We start from the raw sequence: 19,561 nt of genomic DNA, 5'->3' as shown, positions 1-19,561 counted from the left end.
AACGCCGGCAATGAGAGATCCAGACGGGCTGATCGCGCGGGCAGGCGTCCGCGGTGACCCCAATCGCGACCAGCACTTTCTCGTCGACGATCGCGTGCTCGACAGACTACCGACGTACCTCACGGAACTCGAGGCCGACACCTCCCACCTCCTCGAGATCGGTGGCGGAACGGGTGCGCTGACGGATCGATTGCTGGCGGTGGGGGAGGCGGACGAGGAAGTTACCGTCGTCGAACGAGACCCCGACCTCGCCGACTTTCTGCGTGAGGAGTTCGCCGACGAAATCGCAACAGAGCGACTGACCGTGATCGAGGGCGACGCTCTCGAGGTCGATCTGCCAGACTTCACGGCTTCGGTCTCCAATCTTCCCTACGGTGTCTCGAGCGAGATTACCTTCCGACTCCTCCCCGAACAGCGTCCGCTCGTCTTGATGTTCCAACAAGAATTCGCCGAGCGAATGGTCGCCGAACCCGGCACCTCGGAGTACGGTCGCCTCTCCGTCTCGACCCAACACTACGCCGAACCCGAACTCGTCGAATCGATTCCGAAAGAGGCGTTCTCGCCTCCACCGGCGGTCCAGAGCGCTGTCGTGAGCCTCGAGCCTCGAGAACCCGACTACGAGGTCGACGACGAGGCGTTCTTCCTCCGATTCGTGAAGGCGCTGTTCACCCAGCGACGGAAGACGATCCGGAACGCGATTCGGAACACGGCACACATCTCGGGACTCGAGCAACCGGATGCGGTCGTCGAGGCGGCCGAAGAAGAAATTCTTCGAAAGCGTGCGGACGCGATGGCACCGGCGGAGTTCGCCGCGCTGGCGACGCTCGCACAGTCGGTCGGTGAGCCAGGGCCTGGCCAGTAAGTGCGGTCAGTCGACGGATCGCTCGAGAACGCCGGGAGCGAACCATTCACAGGGTCGCGAACGACCGACGGATACTCGTAGTTGCAGCGTCCACTCGCTCAAGAGACGCACCTTCACTATGTTCCCACTGACCGTCCTCGAGCGGCTGTCGGAAGCCACTGGGTTCAACGCTCAGATTGGCGCGACGATCGCAGCCATCGGGTTCCTCGTGGCTATCCTCCTCTCGTATCGAAAGATAAAGGGATGGTTCAGCAACCGGACGAAACCGCTCTACGGGGATATCCTCGCGACAACGGTTCTCATCGGCTCGTGTTTCCTCACTCTCGCGATTATCCTGGGTGTGTGGGACCTTACAGACGACGTGCAGACGCTCTATACCGAAGACCTCGGACTCAGTGACGATGTTGTCTTGCAAGCGTCAGTCACGTTCGTTATCGCCGTCGGGACCCTCATCTTCACGCGATTCGTCAAGCGACTCATCGACGAAGTGTTCGGATCGGCATCGGCCGTCACGGACCACCAGCGGGAGATCACACAGCGAATTTCGCAGGTCGTCGTCTGGGCAGTGGCGATCGTCGTGATCCTCGGCGTCTGGACCGACGACCTCGCCAGCCTGCTCGCTGGTGCCGGTTTCCTCGGGATCGTCGTCGGCATCGCTGCCCAGCAGACCCTGGGGACGGTCCTCGCTGGGTTCGTTTTGATGTTCGATCGGCCGTTCGAGATCGGCGACTGGGTCGAAATAGAGGACGAAGAGGGCATTGTCACCGACATCTCGATCGTCAACACCCGAATCCAGTCGTTCGACGGGGAGTACATCATGATCCCGAACGACGTCGTCTCCTCCGAGATGGTGACGAACCGGTCGAAACGGGGTCGCCTCCGCGTCGAAGTCGACGTCGGTGTGGACTACGAGGCAGACCTCGAGCGAGCATCAACGCTGGCAAAGGATACGGTCGAGGACCTCGAGAAGTCGCTCAACGCTCCATCGCCCCAGGTCGTCACCAAATCCTTAGACGACTCGGCGGTCACGCTCGGCGTCCGATTCTGGATCGACAACCCGAGTTCGCGACGGTTCGTTCAGGCCCGGACGACTGCCATCCACGAGATCAAACGGGCGTTCGACGACGAGGGGATCAAGATTCCGTACCCACAACAGGAGCTCTCCGGTCGGGCCGAAACGGGTGGCTTTCAGGTGACTGGCGAGGGGCCTCGAGCGACTGATTCGTCGTCAGCGGACGATTCGTCGACGGATGCACCGGAATCGGCGTCGTCAGCAGACGGATCGGAGTTGGATTCCGGAGGGGAGACGAACGCGGACTCAGCGCCCGCAGACGCGGCGACCGACGATGCAGACGACGACCCAACCGAACAACCCCACCAAACGACGCACAACCTACCATCGGAGGACGACTGATGGGGCTCGAAGACAGACGCGACCTCGAAACCGAGGTCTACCAGCCCGCGGAGGACTCCCACCTGCTGGCCGAAACCGTCCTCGAGCACCTGCCAGTCGACGAAAACGATCTCGTCCTCGAGGTCGGCACGGGCTCTGGATACGTCGCGGGGCGAATCGACGCCGAAACGGACGCACGCGTCGTCGCCGCGGATCTGAATCCACACGCCGTTCGACAGGCTCGAGCGGACGGACTCGAGGGGGTTCGTGCCGACCTCGTGTCGCCCTTCGCGGACGAGACGTTCGACGCCGTCGTCTTCAACCCGCCGTACCTGCCGACGGACCCGGACAACGAGTGGGACGACTGGATGGAACGCGCGCTCTCGGGCGGCGAGGACGGCCGCGCCGTTATCGATCCGTTTCTCGATCGAGTTGGTCGCGTGCTCGCGCCTGGCGGCGTGGTCTATCTGCTCGTCAGTAGCCTGACCGGCGTCGACGAGGTCGCAGCGCAAGCCGGCGAGGCTGGGTTCAGCGCGGTTAGTGTTGCGGACGAGTCGTTTCCCTTCGAGACGTTGACGATCCTCGCGCTCTATCGCTAAGAGTGGTCGCGGCCCAAGACTTTTCAGATGTCTTATCGAACGATTGGTAATGAATCCAACACGCCGAACACTCCTCGCGAGTGCGGCGGTCGGCAGCGCTGGTCTCGCCGGGTGTGGAGCGTATCAGTCCGCTTCGCCGGACGAGCCGCCGGACGCTGGTGTCGACGAACTGCCGAATCCCGACGACCACGTCTTCGGCGCAGACGGGAGCTGGTCGAGTTTTGGTTGCAACGCGTCGAACACCCGGGCCGTCGCCGACGGGGAAGCTCCGGTCGACGGCGTCTCCGAACGCTGGCGCGTCGAGGTCGGCGAACTTTCCAGGGGAACCCCGGTCGTCGCCGACGGCCGAGTCTACCACCCCGATCACGGCAAGTTGCAGGTAGTAGACGCCGACGACGGGTCAGAGCTGTGGACGCTCGAGGACGCACGACGGGCACCGATCTGTCGGGGTGACGTCGTCTACGCCGCAGTCGACAGCACGATTTACGCGCTCGAGCCCGATACCGGTGACGTGCTGTGGGAACACGAGTTCGACGCGTCGGGAACGGTGATGGTACTCGCACACACCAGAACGGGCGTGGTCTGTGGGATCCGCGAGGAAGTCGTTTGTCTCGAGCCCGACGACGGGTCAGTGGAGTGGCGACGGGACGTGTTCGGAAACGTGCTCGAACACGGGGCGACGTTCGGACCGTCGGGACTCGTCGTCGCGACGGCAGCCGGTATGGTGTACGTCTTCGACGAGGTGACCGGCACTGGCTGGTGGCGCTGGCAGCTCCCGACGGAACTGACGTGCCCGCCGACTGCCGGTCGCGACGCGATCTACGTCGCCTGTCGCGACGGAACGACGTACGCCCTGACTCTACAGGAGCGGGATCCGGTCTGGTCGGCGGAGACCGGCGTGGTCAATCACGGAATCGGGTACGTCGACGACCTCGTTCTCGCTACCGACGGACAGGAGTTGCACGCGGTAGATGCGGAAACCGGGGCGCACCACTGGGACCACGAGATCGGCGACTGGAACCACACTGCGCCCGCGTACGGTCGAGAAACGGTTTTCGTCGGTGGCGATCGGCTCTGGGCGTTCGATCCCACGCCGGGGGACAGCCCAGAGGGTGGCCCAGCCGTTCGGTTCGATCGAGAATTTGCGGGTCGCGTCGGCGCTGGGCCGGTACTCGACGACGGCAGCATCTACGTCGTTGCAGAAGTCGAGGACGACGAGCACGCGCTGCTCGCACTCGAGTGATATCGTGTCGTCGAAATCGTCGGAGAACGGTCAGTACGACGGCGTTCGGTCTTCGAGAAAGGCGGCGACGCTCTCGGCGAAATCGGGGTGGCGAACGCACTGTTCGTCCAGCGCGTGGCGGTAGGCGGAGGATCGACCGATCGCCTCCGATCGGTGTGCGACCATCGCGCGTTTCGTCTGGGCGACGGCGTTCGGACTGCGCGCTTCGACCTGCCGAGCGAACTCCTCGATCACGGCGTCGAGTTCCTCGGGCGCGACCACGCGAGCGAACAGATCCGTATCGGCGACGTCTTCGGCGGAAAGCACTCCACCCGTCAAACACACCTCTCGAGCGAGTCCGTCGCCGAGTTCTAACACGAGTCGCTCGAACGGCGGGACGATCCCCATCCTGAGTTCGGCGGGACAGAGTTCCGCGGTCGTCGACGCGAACCGAACGTCACACGCCATCGCGAGTTCGTACCCACCGCCGTAGGCGGGGCCGTTCACGCGGGCGACGACGGGTTTCGAAGCCGCCTCGATCCGCTCGTACAGCGCCGTGAACGCATCGAGGTACTCGAGTACCGCGTCGGGGTCGTCGGCCCGGTCGGCGAATACGTCGACGTCTGCCCCCGCGGAGAACGTGCCGTCTGCGCCGGTGATCACGATCGTTCGGCACCCGTCAGAATCTGCGAGGTCGTCGATCGCATCGCCGAGTTCGGCGATCACACCGGGCGACATGGCGTTGCCGGACCCGGGTCTATCGATCCTAACCGTGGCGTAGTCGGGGTTCTGGGCTCGTTCGATGACAACATCCGTCATAGAGGCACGCTCAACGGGGGGCCGTAAATATTCGAGGCTGCGGGCATCTCAGGCAGATATCACTCGGAACCGAGACGACGGAAAATTACTACTGGGAATTAATGGAGATGGAAAATATTAAGCGTCGGTATAGCCTAGCCGCGAGTACGATGACTGAGTACGTTTCGACCACGCCGGGGCTCTTTCCGCTCCCCGACTGGGCGAAAGACGACCTCTCGGATCTGAAGGGACACCAGAAACACGACCTCATCAGCGGTGAGGAAGGTGGGGAGATTGCGACGGCCTACCAGGAAGCCCGCGAAGAAGTGCTCGAGGGCCAACAGGAGGCCGGACTCGACCGGATCGTCGAGGGCCAACTTCGCTGGGACGACATGCTTGCACACCCCCTCGCCGTCCACGACGCCGTCGAGACGGAGGGTATCGTCCGCTACTACGACAACAACAACTTCTATCGCGACCCCGTTGTGAGCGGCGACCTCGACTTCTCCGGCGACGTCGCGAACGAACTCGAGGCCGCGAGCGAACTCGTCGACGGCGACGACCTGCAGGCCGTCCTCCCCGGCCCGTACTCGCTCGCCGACCTCGCCACCGACGACCACTACGGCGACGACGCCGAGTTCCTCGGTGCGGTCGCTGACTTCCTCGAGGGCGAAGTCGACGCCTTCCCGGACCACGAGACGCTGTTCTTGCTCGAGCCGTCGCTCGTCGAGAACGCGCCAGACGATGGCGAGGACGAACGCGCAAGCGAAGCGATCGATCAGGTCGCGAGCGCCACGGACGCCGACGTCGTCGTCCAGCCCTACTGGGGCGCACTCGAGGAGAAGGTCTACGCCCATCTGCTCGACGCCGATATCGACGCGGTCGGCTTCGACTTCGTCGCGAACCAAGACGACAACATCTACAACATTCAGGAGTACGGCGCGACCGACGACATCTCGCTCGGCCTCGCAGACGGGCAGAGTACGCTCGTCGAGGATGCCGAAGCGATTCGCGAGCGCGTCCAGTGGGTCGAAGACCAACTGCAGGTCACCGACTTCGAGACGGTCTACCTGACAACGAACACGGAGACGTTCTACCTGCCCTACGCCAAGTATGCAGAGAAACTCGCCGTCCTTGCAGAAGCCGCGGACCTCGCGGAGGTGAAAGCACTATGAGCAACGAGAACAAGAACCAATTCCGACCCGACGATCACGACAACGACCACTTCCTGCTGACGACCGTCGTCGGCAGCTATCCGAAGCCAAAGTGGCTCAACCGCGCGAAAGAACTCTACGAAGACCCAGACCACGGTTTCGACGACGGGGACTACGACGAGGCCAAAGACGACGCTGCCCGTCTTATCACGCAAGAACACGAGCGTGCAGGTCTCGACGTCGTCGTCGACGGCGAGATGCGCCGTAACGAGATGGTCGAGTTCTTCGCCCACCGCATCGAGGGCTACGAGTTCAACGGCCCGGTCAAAGTCTGGGGCCACAACTACTTCGACAAGCCAAGCGTCGTCAGCGAGGTCGAGTACGACGAGAACTGGCTCGTCGACGAGTACAAGTTCACCGCGAGCGCGACCGATCGCCCCGTCAAGGTCCCGATCACCGGCCCGTACACGCTCGCGAGCTGGTCGTTCAACGAGGCCTACGAGGACGACGCCGAACTCGCCTACGCGCTGGCTGACCTCGTCAACGAAGAGATCGAGAAACTCGTCGACGCTGGCGCACGCTACATCCAGATCGACGAGCCGGCACTCGCGACCACGCCGGACGACCACGCCATCGTCGGCGAGGCACTCGAGCACATCGTCGAGGACATCCCCGAGGACGTCCGTATCGGCCTGCACGTCTGTTACGGCGACTACTCGCGAATCTACCCCGAGATCCTCGAGTTCCCGGTCGACGAGTTCGACCTCGAACTCGCCAACGGCGACTACGACCAACTCGACGTCTTCAAAGACCCCGAGTTCACGAAGGATCTCGCGCTGGGTGTCACCGACGTGCACGTCGGCGAAGCCGAATCCGTCGAGCAGATCGAGGAGAACATCCTGAAAGGACTCGAGATCGTTCCGCCGGAACAACTCGTGCTCTCGCCGGACTGTGGTGTGAAATTGCTCCCACGCGAGGTCGCCTACGGCAAGATGGCGAACATGGTCGAAGCCGCGCGAAACGTTGAGGAGCAACTCGACGCGGGCGAAATCGACGTCGAGCGCGGTGCGCCGACACCCGCCGACGACTGATTTCGAAACCGTCCACTGGTTCTTTTTCCGCTGACGACGTAGTATGAAGGCGTAGCGGTGTGAACTATGACGCTCGAGTTCCAGCGGGGTGCGTAGCGGATGGTCGTCGACACCTTCACAGAGCTATTCGGTACCGATCCCGTCGTCCACGCCCTCATCGGCGGCCTCGTCATCGCCTCGCTCAACCTGCTGGGTGCGTCGCTGATCTTCGTTTGGCGCAACCCCTCCGACCGGGCGATGAACGCTTCGCTCGGCTTCGCCGCGGGGATCATGCTCGCCGCGAGCTTTACGAGTCTCATCATCCCCGGCATCGAGACCTACTCGGACGGGAATCCGATTCCGGTTCTCGTCGGCGTCGCGCTCGGAGCCCTGTTTCTGGACCGTTCCGACGTGCTCGTCCCGCACGCTCACTTCCTGCTCACGGGCCGGCGACGGCGGGACGCGGCGGATCCCGGCACCGACCTCCCGGTCGACGACGAGCGACTCGCGGCCGTCGTCCTCTTCATCCTCGCGATCACCCTTCACAACATGCCCGAAGGGCTCGCCGTCGGCGTCGGCTTCGGCAGCGGCGACCTCGAGACGGCGATTCCGCTAATGCTCGCGATCGGTATCCAGAACGTTCCCGAGGGGTTTGCGGTGTCGCTGGCGGCCGTCAACGCCGGCCTGGACAAGCGATTCTACGCGGTGTTAGCTGGGATCCGGGCTGGTGTCGTCGAAATTCCAATGGCCGTACTCGGCGCGTACGCAGTGCATTCGATCTCCGCACTGCTGCCGTACGCGATGGGGTTCGCCGCAGGTGCGATGTTGTTCGTCATCAGCGACGAGATCATCCCGGAAACGCACACGAAAGGGTACGAACGCGTTGCCACTCTGGGAACGATTCTCGGGGTGATCGTGATGCTCTTCCTCGACATCTCGCTCGGGTGAGACACCACGGCAAGTCAAGCGTGAACACGAGACGACGACGTGACTGTTACCAGGTAACTGGTCTGTCCGGAAACATACTGGTGTCTCGAGTACGTTCGACCAAACAATGCAAGAAACTGTCCAGAACCGCGAACTCGACGAGGAAGTCGCCGAACACCGCGACCCCGGTCACGAAATCGACCCGCTGTTCGTTAACCGCTGGTCGCCACGCGCGATGACCGGTGAGACCCTTGCGGACGACGAGTTCCTCCCACTCTTCGAAGCCGCTCGCTGGGCACCCTCCGCGTACAACAATCAACACTGGCGGTTTCTCTACGCGACGCCCGATGACGACGAGTGGGAGACGTTCGTCGACTTGCTCTTCGAGGGCAACCAGTGGGCGACCGACGCCGGCGTGCTCGTCGTAATCGTCTCGAAGACGACGTTCGATCACAACGACGAACCCGCACCGGTCCACTCCTTCGACACCGGTGCAGCCTGGCAGAACCTCGCGCTTGAGGGCGCGCGTCGCGGACTCGTCGTCCACGGAATGGCCGGATTCGACTACGAGCGCGCGGCCGAGGAACTCGCGGTTCCCGAGGAGTACGAGGTCGAAGCGATGGCGGCGATCGGCGAGCGCGCACCGCCCGAGTCGCTTCCGAGCGATCAGCAAGAGCGCGAGGTGCCGAGCGGCCGGAAACCCCTCGAGGAGATCGTCCACCGCGGCGGCTTCGAGTAACTCACTCGTCGGTTGCAGGCCCCATTCGAGACGCCGACTGCGATAATCGGAAGCTTTCTCACCTGTGCGAGGGAGTACCAACCGTATGGCTGAAGAGCCCACAGTCTCGAATCGGTGGGACGCCGACGAGTACGACGGAAATCACTCGTTCGTCCACGAGTACGGATCTGACGTCCTCGAGCTTCTCGAGCCGAAGGCGGACGAACGAATCCTCGACCTCGGGTGTGGAACGGGCCACCTGAGCGCCCGAATTGCGTCGACCGGAGCCGAGGTGGTCGGCGTCGACGCTGCACCCGAGATGATCGAACGAGCCCGCGACACGCACTCGAGTCCGACGTTCCGACGGGTCGACGCGCGAGAGTTAACGGTCGAGGACCCCTTCGAGGCGGTCTTCTCGAACGCGGCCTTACACTGGATCGACGACGAGGACCAGGACGACGTGCTCGCGTCCGTTCGAGATGCGCTCCGACCCGGTGGCCGGTTCGTCGCCGAACTCGGCGGGACGGGTAACGTCGAGCGAATCGTCGAGGCGACGATGGCCGCCCTCGAGGAGCGTGGGTACGACATCGACCACCCGTGGTACTTTCCGAGCGTCGGCGAGTACGCCAGTCGCCTCGAGTCACACGGCTTCGAGGTCCGGTTCGCACGGCTGTTCGATCGACCGACGGAACTCGAGGACGGTGAAGATGGACTCCGAAACTGGCTCGGGATGTTCGGTGATAGCTTCTTCGCGGACCTCTCGGATGACGAGCAAGAGTCGGTAATCGCCGACGTCGAGCGCGACCTCGAGTCGACTCTCTACGACCACGACGACGAGACGTGGACGGCAGACTACCGACGGCTGCGGTTTCGAGCGGTTCGTGTGTGACTCGGGTCTCGGACGGGCCGACGCCTCTGCCACACCCTCGTCGGGCCAACGCCTAACTTTCTGCCCGGCGTTCGTCCTCCCATGACGCTTGAGGTCGGCGTGCTCGGCTATCGGTTTATGGGTAATGCACACGCGAACGCCATGGCGCGGCTGCCGATGTTCTTCCCGGACGCGCCAGCGATCGAACGTAGCGTCCTGGTCGGACGGGACGAAACCGCGCTCTCGGAGGCTGCAGACCGGTTCGGGTTTTCCTCGACGGCGACCGATTGGGCCGACGTCGTCGACGAGGTCGACGTCTTCTACAATCTCGGTCCGAACCACGTCCACGCGGAGCCATCGATTGCGGCGCTCGAGGCCGGGACGCCAGTCTTTTGTGAAAAGCCACTAGCACCGACGCTCGAGCGAGCGGAGTCGATGGCCGACGCGGCACGCAAGGCGGGCGAGGACGTCCCCGCCGGCTGTGCGTTCAACTACCGATTCGTGCCGGCGATCCAGTACGCGAAGGGCCTGCTCGAGGCGGGCGAACTCGGCGAGATTCGACACGTCCGGGGGCGATATCTTCAGGACTGGCTGGTCGACCCCGACGCGCCGTGGTCGTGGCGAAACGACGAGGAACTGGCGGGGTCAGGCGCGCTCGGTGATCTCGGCTCGCACACGGTCGATCTCCTCCGGTTTCTGGTCGGTGGCGACGACCTCGCAGGGAAGATCGAACGGGTGAGCGGGCAGTTGCAAACGTTCGTCGACGAACGGCCCGTTCCCGGTGAGGAAGAGGAGATGCGCTCGGTGACCGTCGACGACGCCTACACCGGCCAACTCGAGTTCGCTAACGGGGCGACGGGCGTCCTCGAGGGCACCCGCGTCGCGGCCGGCCACAAGAACGATCACACGGTCGAAATTCACGGCTCTGAGGGGAGTCTCCGGTTCTCGCTCGAGCGGCTGAACGAACTCGAGATTCTCCGGACCGACGAGAATCGAGGGTACGAGACGGTGTTGGTCACCGACGAGGACGATCCCTACGTCGACCACTGGTGGCCACCGGGGCACGTCCTCGGCTGGGAGCACACCTTCGTCCACGAAAATTACGAGTTCTTACGCGCTGTTGCGGAGGGGAGAGCGTTCGAACCTAGCTTCGAGGACGGACTCACAGCCCAGCGCGTCCTCGACGCAATCGAACGAAGCGACGAACACGGCGAGTGGATCACGCTCGAGTGATCACAGGATTAAGGGCCACTATCCGGCGTCTCGTCGTCCGTCTGGGCGCGAATGACGGTGTCGATTTCGTCGTAGCGAACGCTCTTTTCCTCGGGTGAGTCCCCCTCGAGTTCGAGGTAGCCCGTCTCGAATCCCGTCACCACACCCGAATGTTCGGGATCGTCGGCGTCCGTTCGTTCTCGCCCCCAAATTTCGACGGTGTCTCCGACCGAGACGTGTTCGCGGACGAGGTCGGCGGTGCGCTCTTCGTCGGCATCCGGCGGGACGGTAAGTTCAGTCATTCCGAGCCAACCTGACGAGACCAGTGAGGGTAAGTTTCGACGCGTCAGGTGACGGCAGCTTTTACGTCGACGACGGTCGCTCGCTGCCTGCCGTCTGCCAGTAGCGTCTCGACTCGAAAGTGCCGACGTATTCTGCACACGATACTTTTTGTGCGAGAGGGCCAAAGACGGGCTATGACGACGATCAAGGACAGTGTCCACGATCACATTCAGATTGACGGCGTGGCGCGCGATCTCCTCGATACGCCAGCCCTCCAGCGCCTGCGGAATATTCGCCAACTAGGGACGGTTTCGCTCGTCTACCCTTCCGCGAATCACACGCGCTTCGAGCACAGCCTCGGCGTCTATCACCTCGCCTGCGAGGCCCTCGAGCAACTCGGTGTCGACGGAACGCAGGCCGAGCGCGTTCACGCCGCAGCACTCCTCCACGACGTCGGCCACGGGCCGTTCAGCCACAACCTCGAGTCGCTCACCCACCGCCGGACGGGACGCTATCACGACGACGTCCACGACGTGCTTTCGAATGGGGGGGTCGGGGAGGTGCTTCGCGAGCACGACCTCGAGCCGGACGCCGTCGCGGACCTCGTCGCGGGGGACGGCAGGTTCGGCCAACTCGTCTCGGGTGAACTCGACGTCGATCGGATGGACTACCTGGTCCGGGACGCCCACCACACGGGCGTTCCCTACGGAACGATCGACCACGGTCGCCTCGTTCGCGAACTCACCTTTACCGATGAGGAACTCGTCCTCGACGAGGGGAACGTTCAGGCCGCAGAGAGCCTGCTCGTCGCCCGGGCACTGATGAATCCGACCGTCTACAGCCACAGCGTCGCCCGGATCAGCAAGGCGATGCTCCGACGGGCGGCCGAGCGCCTCCTCGAGTCGCCCGAAAACGCGACCGACGGCGAGGCCCTCCAGCGGATGGACGACCACGACCTGATCGTCGCGCTTCGCTCGTGTGAGGCGACGAGTACGTTCTCGAGGCGACTCGACCAGCGCGATCTGTACAAACGTGCGGTGTGGGCCGAAATCGACGACGTTCCCGGCGGGATCATCGAGGCCGACCACGACGAGATTCGCTCGTTCGAACGCGAAATCGCGGCATCCGCAGCCGTCGATCCCGAGTGCGTCATCCTCGACGTTCCGGGTCGACCATCGATGACGGAGTCCACGACGCGCGTGCTGGTCAACGGCGACGTTCGCCAACTCGGCCAACAGTCGCCACTCGTCGACGCGCTTCGGGGCGCTCAATATTCTCAGTGGCGACTCGGCGTCTACTCGCCGCCGGAAATGCGCGATCGAATTGGCCGGGCAGCCGTCGACGTACTCGGATTAGACATCGAGGGCGCACTGGTGCGCGAGGTTCGAAACGGAATGGATACGACGCTCGATCAGTTCCTCGAGTGATCGTCTGCCCGAATGTATTGTGACGTGCCTGTCACGATCGGTTGAACCCGGTGTCGCGTATTGATCTGATAATTTCCCGAGGCGTTCGCGAGAGCGGAACGCGGTGGCAAGGAAATGCCGACGATTGGCGTGTGGGTTCGAAAACACTCGTCTCGAGTGTTGATATCGTCTCACATAGCACTGTTCACCAGTAACCTGTTCTGCGTAGTGGAACACCAGAGAAGAGAAGTGCGACTACTGAGAGCTCATCTACGAACGGTTTGAGCGTATTGTTCCCAATTCGTCCAAATTCGCGACGACGGGATGGAAATATTCGAATTCTCATGGAAGCATTTATGATGGATAGATTGTATGCTAAAAACCACCATGTTAGAAACCTACTTGTGGGTCGGACTCGGGCTCTTCTTGCTCGTGGTCCTCGGACTCGCATACCTCGGATGGACACAGACGCACAACATGTCCGATTTCGCAATTGCAAGTGAAACACTCGGACCGTACACGCTCGGTGCTGCGTTCGCAGCGACCTTTTTCAGTGCGGCAACGTTCGTCGGCTACGTCGCTTGGTCGTACGACTACGGCCTCGCGAATCTGTGGCTGTTCCTGACGCTGATCGGCGCGTCGCCGATTGCACTGGTCCTCTTCGCCAAACGCGTTCGTGAGATCAACGTCGAGCAGGGCTCGCTCTCCTTGCCAGACTGGCTCGGCGCATTCTACGGCAGCCAGTTCGTCCGCGTCTGGGCAGGCATCGCGGTTATGTTCAACGTCTTCTACATCGCGGCGCAACTCGACGCCGGGGCGTTGTTCTTCACCGTGTTACTCGGCTTCGATCAGACAACTGCACTGGTAATCATCACGTCCCTCGTCGTCTTTTACGTAATCGCAGGGGCGACGTACGCCGACGTCTACACCGACGCCATTCAGGCGGTTCTGATGGCCATCATGGGCCTCATCGTCTTCTTCTCGGCGTTCTGGATATTCGGAACCGGGCCGCTCGAGACGTTTGACTTCCTCGGCACCGAACTCGAGTCCCACGATCAGACGCTCGTCGAACCGATTAACGAGAATTCGCCGATCTACTACAGCGGGTTCGCGATCCTCTCGATATTCATCCTGCAGTTTGCCTTCTCGGCTCAGCCGCAGTTGTTCAACAAGGTGCTAGCACTCGACGATCCGCGGAACCTCCGCAAGATGATCGGCACGTACCTTGTGTTGACTATCTGTTTCCTGTTGACGTTCTTCGGCGGTTACTACATGTTCGCGTTAGATCCGGGCCTCGAGGTCGCGGACGAAGCGATCTTCATCTACACGATGGAGTACATGCCAGCGATCATCGCCGCGTTCCTCGGGCTGGTTATTCTGGCTGCGGCGCTGTCGACGACCGACGGCCTCTTCATCGTCCTGTCGACGGCGATCGCGAACGACATCTTCCTCAAGTATCTCGTCGCGGAGGACTACGTCGATATGGACGAAGACCGTGCAGATGTCTTCTCGCGATATCTTGCTCAAGTAACGGTGTTCGGGATCGGTGTCGTCTCGTTCGCCATCGCGCTCACGGCTCCCTGGAACATCGGCGAACTCATCTGGATCGGAATCTCCGGCGTCGCCGCGGCGACCGTTCCGCCGGTGATGCTCGGCATCTACTTCCCGAACTTCGTGACCCGAATCGCCGCGCAGGTGTCGATGGTGGTCGGCGTCTTCGGCTACATCGTCATTCACTTTACGGCCAGCACCCCGAGCGTCTTCGTTCGCGGGACCTACGCGTTGTTACTGGCGACGGCGGTGATGATCGTCGTCAGCGCACTCACGGAACAAGAAGACGGCGTCGCACAGATGGACGATCCAGCGGTTACAGACGAACGCGGTGCACAACTCGAGGACCAAACTGACGCCCCCCTCGGAGGTGACTAACCATGGCAACACTCATGTGGACGATCTGGCTCGTCGGCACGCTGCTCTCGCTGAGCACGATCTACGTGCTATTGCGGGTACTGTACGATGCGGACAACTTCGACGACGACTCAGCGGCCGGAGGGCAATCGTGAGCGACGATATCGAAACGATCGCCGAGTCGCTGGCGTTCGATCTGAACGACGACGATATCGCGGACTGTCGTGAGTCGGCCGACCGACTCGCTGACATCGCTGCGGGCGTGAGCGACGACTCCGAACGCACCGTCGAGCGGACGGGGTCACTCCTCGAGGACGAGTACGGAGCGCTCCTCGACGGCTTCGAGACACCACGAACGCGCGAGACGGGTGGCCCACTCGCCGATCAACGGATCGTCGTCAAGGACAACATCGCCGTCGAGCACCTCGGTCTTACCTGTGGCTCCGCGGGCTTCGAGTACGTTCCCGGATTCGATGCGACCGTCGTCGAACGACTGCTCGAGGCCGGCGGCGAACTCCTCGGGAAGGCTAATATGGACGCCTTCGCGTTCGGGCCGACCGGCGAGTTTAGTGGCCGAGCAGACGTGGTGAATCCGATCGCGGCCGATCGCGTTCCGGGTGGCTCCTCGAGTGGCAGCGGCGTCGCCGTCGCGACAGGATTGGCGGACGTGGCACTTGGGACGGACACTGGCGGCAGCGTTCGCATTCCGGCCGCCTGCTGTGGCGTGGTCGGCGTCAAGCCGACGTTCGGGCACGTCTCGACGCACGGCGTGGTCCCGTTCGCACCATCGCTCGACACCGTCGGCCCACTCGCTCGCTCCGTCGAAACGGCTGCCGATGCACTCTCCGCGATCAGCGACGAGAGGACTGCCGATTCGTTCGGACAAACCTCGAGCCCGAGCGAATCGCAGGCAGTCGCCGCTGACTCGGACGAGACGTTCACCGTTGGCGTCGTAACGGAATTTCTCGAGGAGTGTTCGGAGACCGTTACACGTGGCGTTCGCTCGTTGTGTGGCGAAGTCGAGTCCGCTTCCGAACTCGAACTCGAGGAGGTCTCCGTCGACCTCGGCTCCATCGAAGACGCCTACCTGCTCGTCGGGGCCACGGAGTTCGCGTGGTACCTTCGACAACGTGGGCTCGTTCGCGGAAACGGGTCGACGTACGCACGTCGCTGGTCGCGTGCGCTCCGGGAATTCGTCGACGACGACGGGTTCAGCGATCACGTGGCAAAACGGGTGCTCCCCTCCGCGACGCTCGATGCGGAGACCGACGGCGACTCGTACGTCGCGGGTCGTCTCGAGGCAGAGGCCTTTGGACGCCGTCTCGAGGCTGCGTTCGATCGCGTCGACGTGCTTCTCGTCCCGACGCTTCGCACACTTCCGCCCGAGCGGGGGGACGTATCCGCGCACGATCGATTGTTCGACGTACTCGGTAATACGGCACCGTTCAACCTGACCGGAAACCCGGCCGTCACGCTCCCCGTCGACGGGGCCGACGGACTGCCGATTAGCGTGCAGGTCGTCGCGCCGCGTCACGACGATGGGGTTGCGATCGATTGTGCAAGGGTATTCGAAGAAATCGTCGCGGAGTCTGCGTCACTCGAGCCGCCAGCACTACCCGCATAGCCTACGACCGAACGGTATTTTCTGCTCAGGAATCCACCGCATCGCCGTATCGAATGTTCAACTCGAGTTCGTTCGTCGTCCCTTGCAGGATGGTGATGATTTCGTCCTCTTTCCCGCCGTCGTAGCGGTGTGTCGGCCCGGAGATACTGAACGAGCCGATAATCTCGTCGCCGGGGCCACGAACCGGTGCGCCGAACGCGGTCAACCCGTCGATGTGTTCGTTCCGGTTGATCGCGTACCCACGTTCTTTCGTTTCCTCGAGTTCGGTTCGGAGCGTCGCTTCGTCGGTGATCGTCTCTCCGGTGTAGGCGGGGAGTCCCTGTCGCTCGAGTACTCGCTCGAGTGCGCCGTCCGTATCGAATGCGAGGATCGCTCGACCGGCAGCCGTGGCGTGTAGGGGCATTCGCGAACCGACGCGTGGTTCGGTATCGACGGCCTGATCGCCTGACGCTCTGAAAACGCAGATACCGTACCCTCCCTCTTCGACGATGAACTGGGCTCGTTCGTTCGTCTTGCGTGCGAACTCGTCGACTTTCTCCGCGGCGAGTTGGTACTCGTCCTCGCGAGTTCGTGCCGTCTCGCCGAGTTTCAAGAAGCGAAGCCCGACGTGCAACTCGTCGCCAGTCCGCGTGAGATACCCCAGTTCCTCGAGGGTTCTCACGTGTCGGTGGACGGTGCTCTTTGCCTTCCCGAGGTCGTTTGCGACCGTCGACAACGTTGCACCCTGATGGGCCTGAACACAGTTGATTACCTCGAAAGACGTTTCGGTCGCGCGGACGGTTTCAGGATCCCGACCATCACCAGGGGGCATGCGTACGTAGTGGTGAACCATGGGTCAAGTAGGTTTGGGACCGTTGTCTTCGACGTGTCACGGGCGTGAAAGGGTCGTATCTTCATTCCCAGAACGCGCCGGCCCGACCTATTTCAACCCACTCCGTGTCTATTTCGGTAATGACGACTATCGCCATCACTGGTGCATCAGGTCGGGTCGGCCGAGAGACCATCGAGGCCTTCGAAGACACGGACGTCGAACTCAGCCTGTTTTCACACAGCGAAAGTGAGGACCTCGAAACGACCCCGATCGACGTCGCGAACCGCGAGGCGTTCGTCGGCGCCCTCGAGGACGAGGACGTGTTGATCCACCTCGCGGCGAATCCGGATCCGCGGGCCGAGTGGGACGCACTCTCCGGGCCGAACATCGAGGGAGTGTACAACGCCTTCGAAGCCGCCGTCCAGAACGACGTCCAGCGAGTCGTCTTCGCGAGTTCGAACCACGCGGTGAACATGCAGAACACGGTGTCGTCCGTCCGTCCGGAGTCCACCGTGGGTTCGCCACGAACCGTCCGACCAGCGGAAGCGATGGATCCCGATACGTACTACGGCGTCACGAAGGTTTTCGGCGAGGCAATGGGCCACTACTACGCGAACTGCCACGGACTCGACGTGATCAACCTGCGAATTGGCTGGTTGCTCTCCGAAGACGAACTCGAGGACGAACTCGCCGACCGGGACGCCTCGGGCGAACGCTACGCGCGAGCGATGTGGCTCAGCCCCGACGACTGTCAACGGCTGATGGACGCCGCGGCGACGACGACCCTCGAGTCCTCGCCCCTGACCGCACACGGAATCTCGAACAACGCCGAGCGGTTCCTCTCGCTGACGGAGACAATGCTCGAGTTGAACTATCGACCACAGGACGATTCGGCTACAGTGCTCGAGGATTGAACGAAGTGAGCAGAGTGTGCGGAGAGAGCGGAGTGTGTGGGGAGAGCGGAGTACGCGAACGGGAGGCTTCGGTAGGTTCCCGGTCGATAGCACGGGGTCTCGAGACCGCAAGACCGAATAGCGACTGGTTCGAACTGTAACGTATGTCTACACGAGTCGGCGAGTCGACGGGCTACGGGCCGAACTTCCAGATGTCGGCGTTCGGGTACATCATGGCCGCGATTCTCGTTATCCTTGCACTGCCGCTCTTGCCGGTGATCGTGCCCGCCTATCTCGTCTGGCGCATTTTCTTCCGCGAGGACGAAACACACAGTTTCGAATCGTGGCGTGAGGAGTCCGGCCGACCGCCGAGTGACCCGTAAGCACTCGGATTCGATGGTCGACTCGAGGCTTTCCCATTCTCGCTGAACCCACTGTTTCTGACGCACTCGAAATTTGGTTCTTTGGATGCATTCGCTTTTGGGACTACCGTTCATTTAAAACACATACCGTTCAACGTTGTAACGATCTTACGTCCCGAAATCGCCATCGAACGGTTCTTCGATGAGGATAATCGATGGCTCTGCTCACACCCGTCAATTCGACGCCAAATAAAAAGCTCACCCGGATTCAAATTTTATATCCTAACGCCTCAAGCCGGTCATTTATGGTTTCTTGACCCAATCTCTCTGTTTTAACAGGATCATCATTAGATATCTTCCTCCGAATGTCTCCCTCAATGATATGCCATGGTACAGTTTGAAGTTCTCTCATTTGGATACCGTGTGGGTGTGAAAATTGTCGGACAGTGAATGGATGAAGACGTTCACCTAGCAATTCACCATGATCTGCGGTGATTACACTCCGGCCATCAATCGAATTGATTAACCTATCAGCCTCTCCTAATACAATATCTAATGTTTCAGAGTATGCTTGGCGTAGTTCACTAAGACTTACTTTACCACTTTTCACAGCACGCCACATATGGACGCCTGTACGCTCATAATCTTGTCCGTCTAATCCTCGGTCGCGATCATATCCTCTTAGGTTTACGCGTTCACGCAATTGGTCTGCAGTTGGTCCCAGATAGGGGCGATGAGGCTGCATGAAATGTACAATCAGGCGCTTTTCGGGGAACTCATTGTTAGCCTCTATAGCCGCATCCACAACTTCTTTAGGTCGAACTGTCCCAATTTCACTGTCCCATTGGTCAAGAACGGTCTTTATTGAATAGAACGTATCACTATGCAGTTTTCGAGCATGAGGATTAGCAGTCACGTAGACAGTGTCATGAAATTGACTTCCTTCAAAGTTTGATTTCATAAATTCCCAACTGTGTCCTCCTTTAGAGATAACTGGTTCAAGACTACCATCGATGTTGTTTTGTTCCTCAAAGAACCCATACCTACACGCATCTAAAATAATCAAGTTATCCCAATCTCTCTCCATCACATCTATTCCTTCACCATTTTCTTCGAAAAATTGTTCGTTATGTCGTTTATGGAATGGTGAACTTAAAATTCGGTGGATTTCCCATAGCATTAATCTAGGGTTTTTGAAACCGAACTTCAAATCATCAATAGAATATGGAAATGTCATGGTATTCTATTAATGGTTCTATTACTTAACAGTCTCGAAAGGAATAATGTAGTGGAACTGAACGAGACGATTTACTGCCACTTTTCACCTAATTTTGTGGTGTTTTGGTGCTGAGAAAGCCAAAAACATCTACTATATATGACCGTCGTTATTGTGTGGACTGTCCTCGTTCCGTCAACCTCTGCTTTGCGAGTGGCATCTCTGTTCTCAGTCGG

At 61.1% G+C, this 19,561-nt stretch carries 20 protein-coding genes; 16 read left to right on the top strand and 4 right to left on the bottom strand.

The window, feature by feature from the left end; translation table 11 throughout:
* Window positions 1–10 precede the first annotated feature (10 nt).
* From BLW62_RS10735 to BLW62_RS10720, 4 genes are all read left to right on the top strand, one after another.
* Complete coding sequence (locus tag BLW62_RS10735) at window positions 11–862, top strand: 16S ribosomal RNA methyltransferase A (protein ID WP_090507042.1); 852 nt, start codon at window positions 11–13, stop codon at window positions 860–862.
* A gap of 118 nt (window positions 863–980) precedes the next feature.
* The gene (locus BLW62_RS10730; RefSeq protein WP_090507041.1) at window positions 981–2,276 is read left to right on the top strand and encodes a mechanosensitive ion channel domain-containing protein; all 1,296 of its coding nucleotides are present in this window, start codon (window positions 981–983) and stop codon (window positions 2,274–2,276) included.
* Window positions 2,276–2,854 carry a HemK2/MTQ2 family protein methyltransferase gene (locus BLW62_RS10725; protein ID WP_090507040.1) on the top strand — a complete coding sequence of 193 codons (579 nt, stop codon included), beginning with the start codon at window positions 2,276–2,278 and terminating at the stop codon, window positions 2,852–2,854. The genes BLW62_RS10730 and BLW62_RS10725 overlap by 1 nt, the downstream gene beginning before the upstream one ends.
* Window positions 2,855–2,903: 49 nt before the next feature.
* On the top strand, window positions 2,904–4,097 hold the full coding sequence (locus BLW62_RS10720; protein WP_090507039.1) for an outer membrane protein assembly factor BamB family protein: 1,194 nt from the start codon (window positions 2,904–2,906) through the stop codon (window positions 4,095–4,097).
* A 30-nt stretch (window positions 4,098–4,127) separates the two neighbouring features.
* On the opposite strand, the gene BLW62_RS10715 is transcribed toward BLW62_RS10720, so the two are convergent.
* Entirely contained in the window at window positions 4,128–4,895 is a 768-nt protein-coding gene (locus tag BLW62_RS10715; RefSeq protein WP_090507038.1) for an enoyl-CoA hydratase/isomerase family protein, read from the bottom strand.
* Window positions 4,896–5,044: 149 nt separating this feature from the next.
* On the opposite strand from BLW62_RS10715, the gene BLW62_RS10710 reads away from it, so the two are divergent.
* The 6 genes from BLW62_RS10710 to BLW62_RS10685 all read left to right on the top strand — a co-directional run bounded on the left by BLW62_RS10710 (window position 5,045) and on the right by BLW62_RS10685 (window position 10,844).
* Entirely contained in the window at window positions 5,045–6,049 is a 1,005-nt protein-coding gene (locus BLW62_RS10710; protein WP_090507037.1) for a 5-methyltetrahydropteroyltriglutamate--homocysteine methyltransferase, read from the top strand.
* Window positions 6,046–7,119 (top strand): methionine synthase, encoded by a 1,074-nt coding sequence (locus tag BLW62_RS10705; RefSeq protein ID WP_090507036.1) that lies wholly within the window; start codon window positions 6,046–6,048, stop codon window positions 7,117–7,119. The genes BLW62_RS10710 and BLW62_RS10705 overlap by 4 nt, the downstream gene beginning before the upstream one ends.
* 99 nt (window positions 7,120–7,218) lie before the next feature.
* The gene (locus tag BLW62_RS10700; protein ID WP_090507035.1) at window positions 7,219–8,046 is read left to right on the top strand and encodes a ZIP family metal transporter; all 828 of its coding nucleotides are present in this window, start codon (window positions 7,219–7,221) and stop codon (window positions 8,044–8,046) included.
* A 106-nt stretch (window positions 8,047–8,152) separates the two neighbouring features.
* Window positions 8,153–8,764 (top strand): nitroreductase family protein, encoded by a 612-nt coding sequence (locus BLW62_RS10695; protein ID WP_090507034.1) that lies wholly within the window; start codon window positions 8,153–8,155, stop codon window positions 8,762–8,764.
* An 85-nt stretch (window positions 8,765–8,849) separates the two neighbouring features.
* Window positions 8,850–9,632 carry a class I SAM-dependent methyltransferase gene (locus BLW62_RS10690; RefSeq protein ID WP_090507033.1) on the top strand — a complete coding sequence of 261 codons (783 nt, stop codon included), beginning with the start codon at window positions 8,850–8,852 and terminating at the stop codon, window positions 9,630–9,632.
* A gap of 81 nt (window positions 9,633–9,713) precedes the next feature.
* Window positions 9,714–10,844 (top strand): Gfo/Idh/MocA family protein, encoded by a 1,131-nt coding sequence (locus BLW62_RS10685; protein ID WP_090507032.1) that lies wholly within the window; start codon window positions 9,714–9,716, stop codon window positions 10,842–10,844.
* 8 nt (window positions 10,845–10,852) lie between these two features.
* Here the strand turns inward: BLW62_RS10685 and BLW62_RS10680 are convergent, their stop codons facing one another.
* Window positions 10,853–11,125 carry a hypothetical protein gene (locus BLW62_RS10680; RefSeq protein ID WP_090507031.1) on the bottom strand — a complete coding sequence of 91 codons (273 nt, stop codon included), beginning with the start codon at window positions 11,123–11,125 and terminating at the stop codon, window positions 10,853–10,855.
* A gap of 174 nt (window positions 11,126–11,299) precedes the next feature.
* On the opposite strand from BLW62_RS10680, the gene BLW62_RS10675 reads away from it, so the two are divergent.
* The 4 genes from BLW62_RS10675 (at window position 11,300) to BLW62_RS10665 (ending at window position 16,043) form a co-directional block, all read left to right on the top strand.
* Entirely contained in the window at window positions 11,300–12,532 is a 1,233-nt protein-coding gene (locus tag BLW62_RS10675) for an HD domain-containing protein (RefSeq protein WP_090507030.1), read from the top strand.
* 366 nt (window positions 12,533–12,898) lie between these two features.
* Entirely contained in the window at window positions 12,899–14,440 is a 1,542-nt protein-coding gene (locus tag BLW62_RS10670) for a sodium:solute symporter family protein (RefSeq protein WP_090507576.1), read from the top strand.
* Window positions 14,441–14,442: 2 nt separating this feature from the next.
* Window positions 14,443–14,574 carry a hypothetical protein gene (locus tag BLW62_RS19105; protein ID WP_281246642.1) on the top strand — a complete coding sequence of 44 codons (132 nt, stop codon included), beginning with the start codon at window positions 14,443–14,445 and terminating at the stop codon, window positions 14,572–14,574.
* On the top strand, window positions 14,571–16,043 hold the full coding sequence (locus BLW62_RS10665; protein ID WP_217630534.1) for an amidase: 1,473 nt from the start codon (window positions 14,571–14,573) through the stop codon (window positions 16,041–16,043). Before BLW62_RS19105 ends, BLW62_RS10665 begins: the two co-directional genes overlap by 4 nt.
* A gap of 25 nt (window positions 16,044–16,068) precedes the next feature.
* Here the strand turns inward: BLW62_RS10665 and BLW62_RS10660 are convergent, their stop codons facing one another.
* The gene (locus BLW62_RS10660) at window positions 16,069–16,854 is read right to left on the bottom strand and encodes an IclR family transcriptional regulator (RefSeq protein WP_090507574.1); all 786 of its coding nucleotides are present in this window, start codon (window positions 16,852–16,854) and stop codon (window positions 16,069–16,071) included.
* 140 nt (window positions 16,855–16,994) lie between these two features.
* On the opposite strand from BLW62_RS10660, the gene BLW62_RS10655 reads away from it, so the two are divergent.
* Both BLW62_RS10655 and BLW62_RS10650 read left to right on the top strand, forming a co-directional pair.
* Window positions 16,995–17,768, top strand: coding sequence for an NAD-dependent epimerase/dehydratase family protein (locus BLW62_RS10655; protein WP_090507029.1), 774 nt, complete (start codon window positions 16,995–16,997; stop codon window positions 17,766–17,768).
* A 143-nt stretch (window positions 17,769–17,911) separates the two neighbouring features.
* A complete protein-coding gene (locus BLW62_RS10650) occupies window positions 17,912–18,130 on the top strand; it encodes a DUF7535 family protein (RefSeq protein WP_090507028.1) in 219 nt (72 codons plus the stop codon).
* 247 nt (window positions 18,131–18,377) lie between these two features.
* On the opposite strand, the gene BLW62_RS10645 is transcribed toward BLW62_RS10650, so the two are convergent.
* Window positions 18,378–19,346, bottom strand: coding sequence for a hypothetical protein (locus BLW62_RS10645; RefSeq protein WP_245726711.1), 969 nt, complete (start codon window positions 19,344–19,346; stop codon window positions 18,378–18,380).
* Window positions 19,347–19,561: the final 215 nt, after the last annotated feature.

Source organism: Natronorubrum sediminis, from assembly GCF_900108095.1.
In the GTDB taxonomy this organism is placed as follows: Archaea; Halobacteriota; Halobacteria; order Halobacteriales; family Natrialbaceae; genus Natronorubrum; species Natronorubrum sediminis.
Note: the sequence above shows the minus strand (reverse complement) of the source record. Positions and strands in the feature narration are given on the sequence as shown.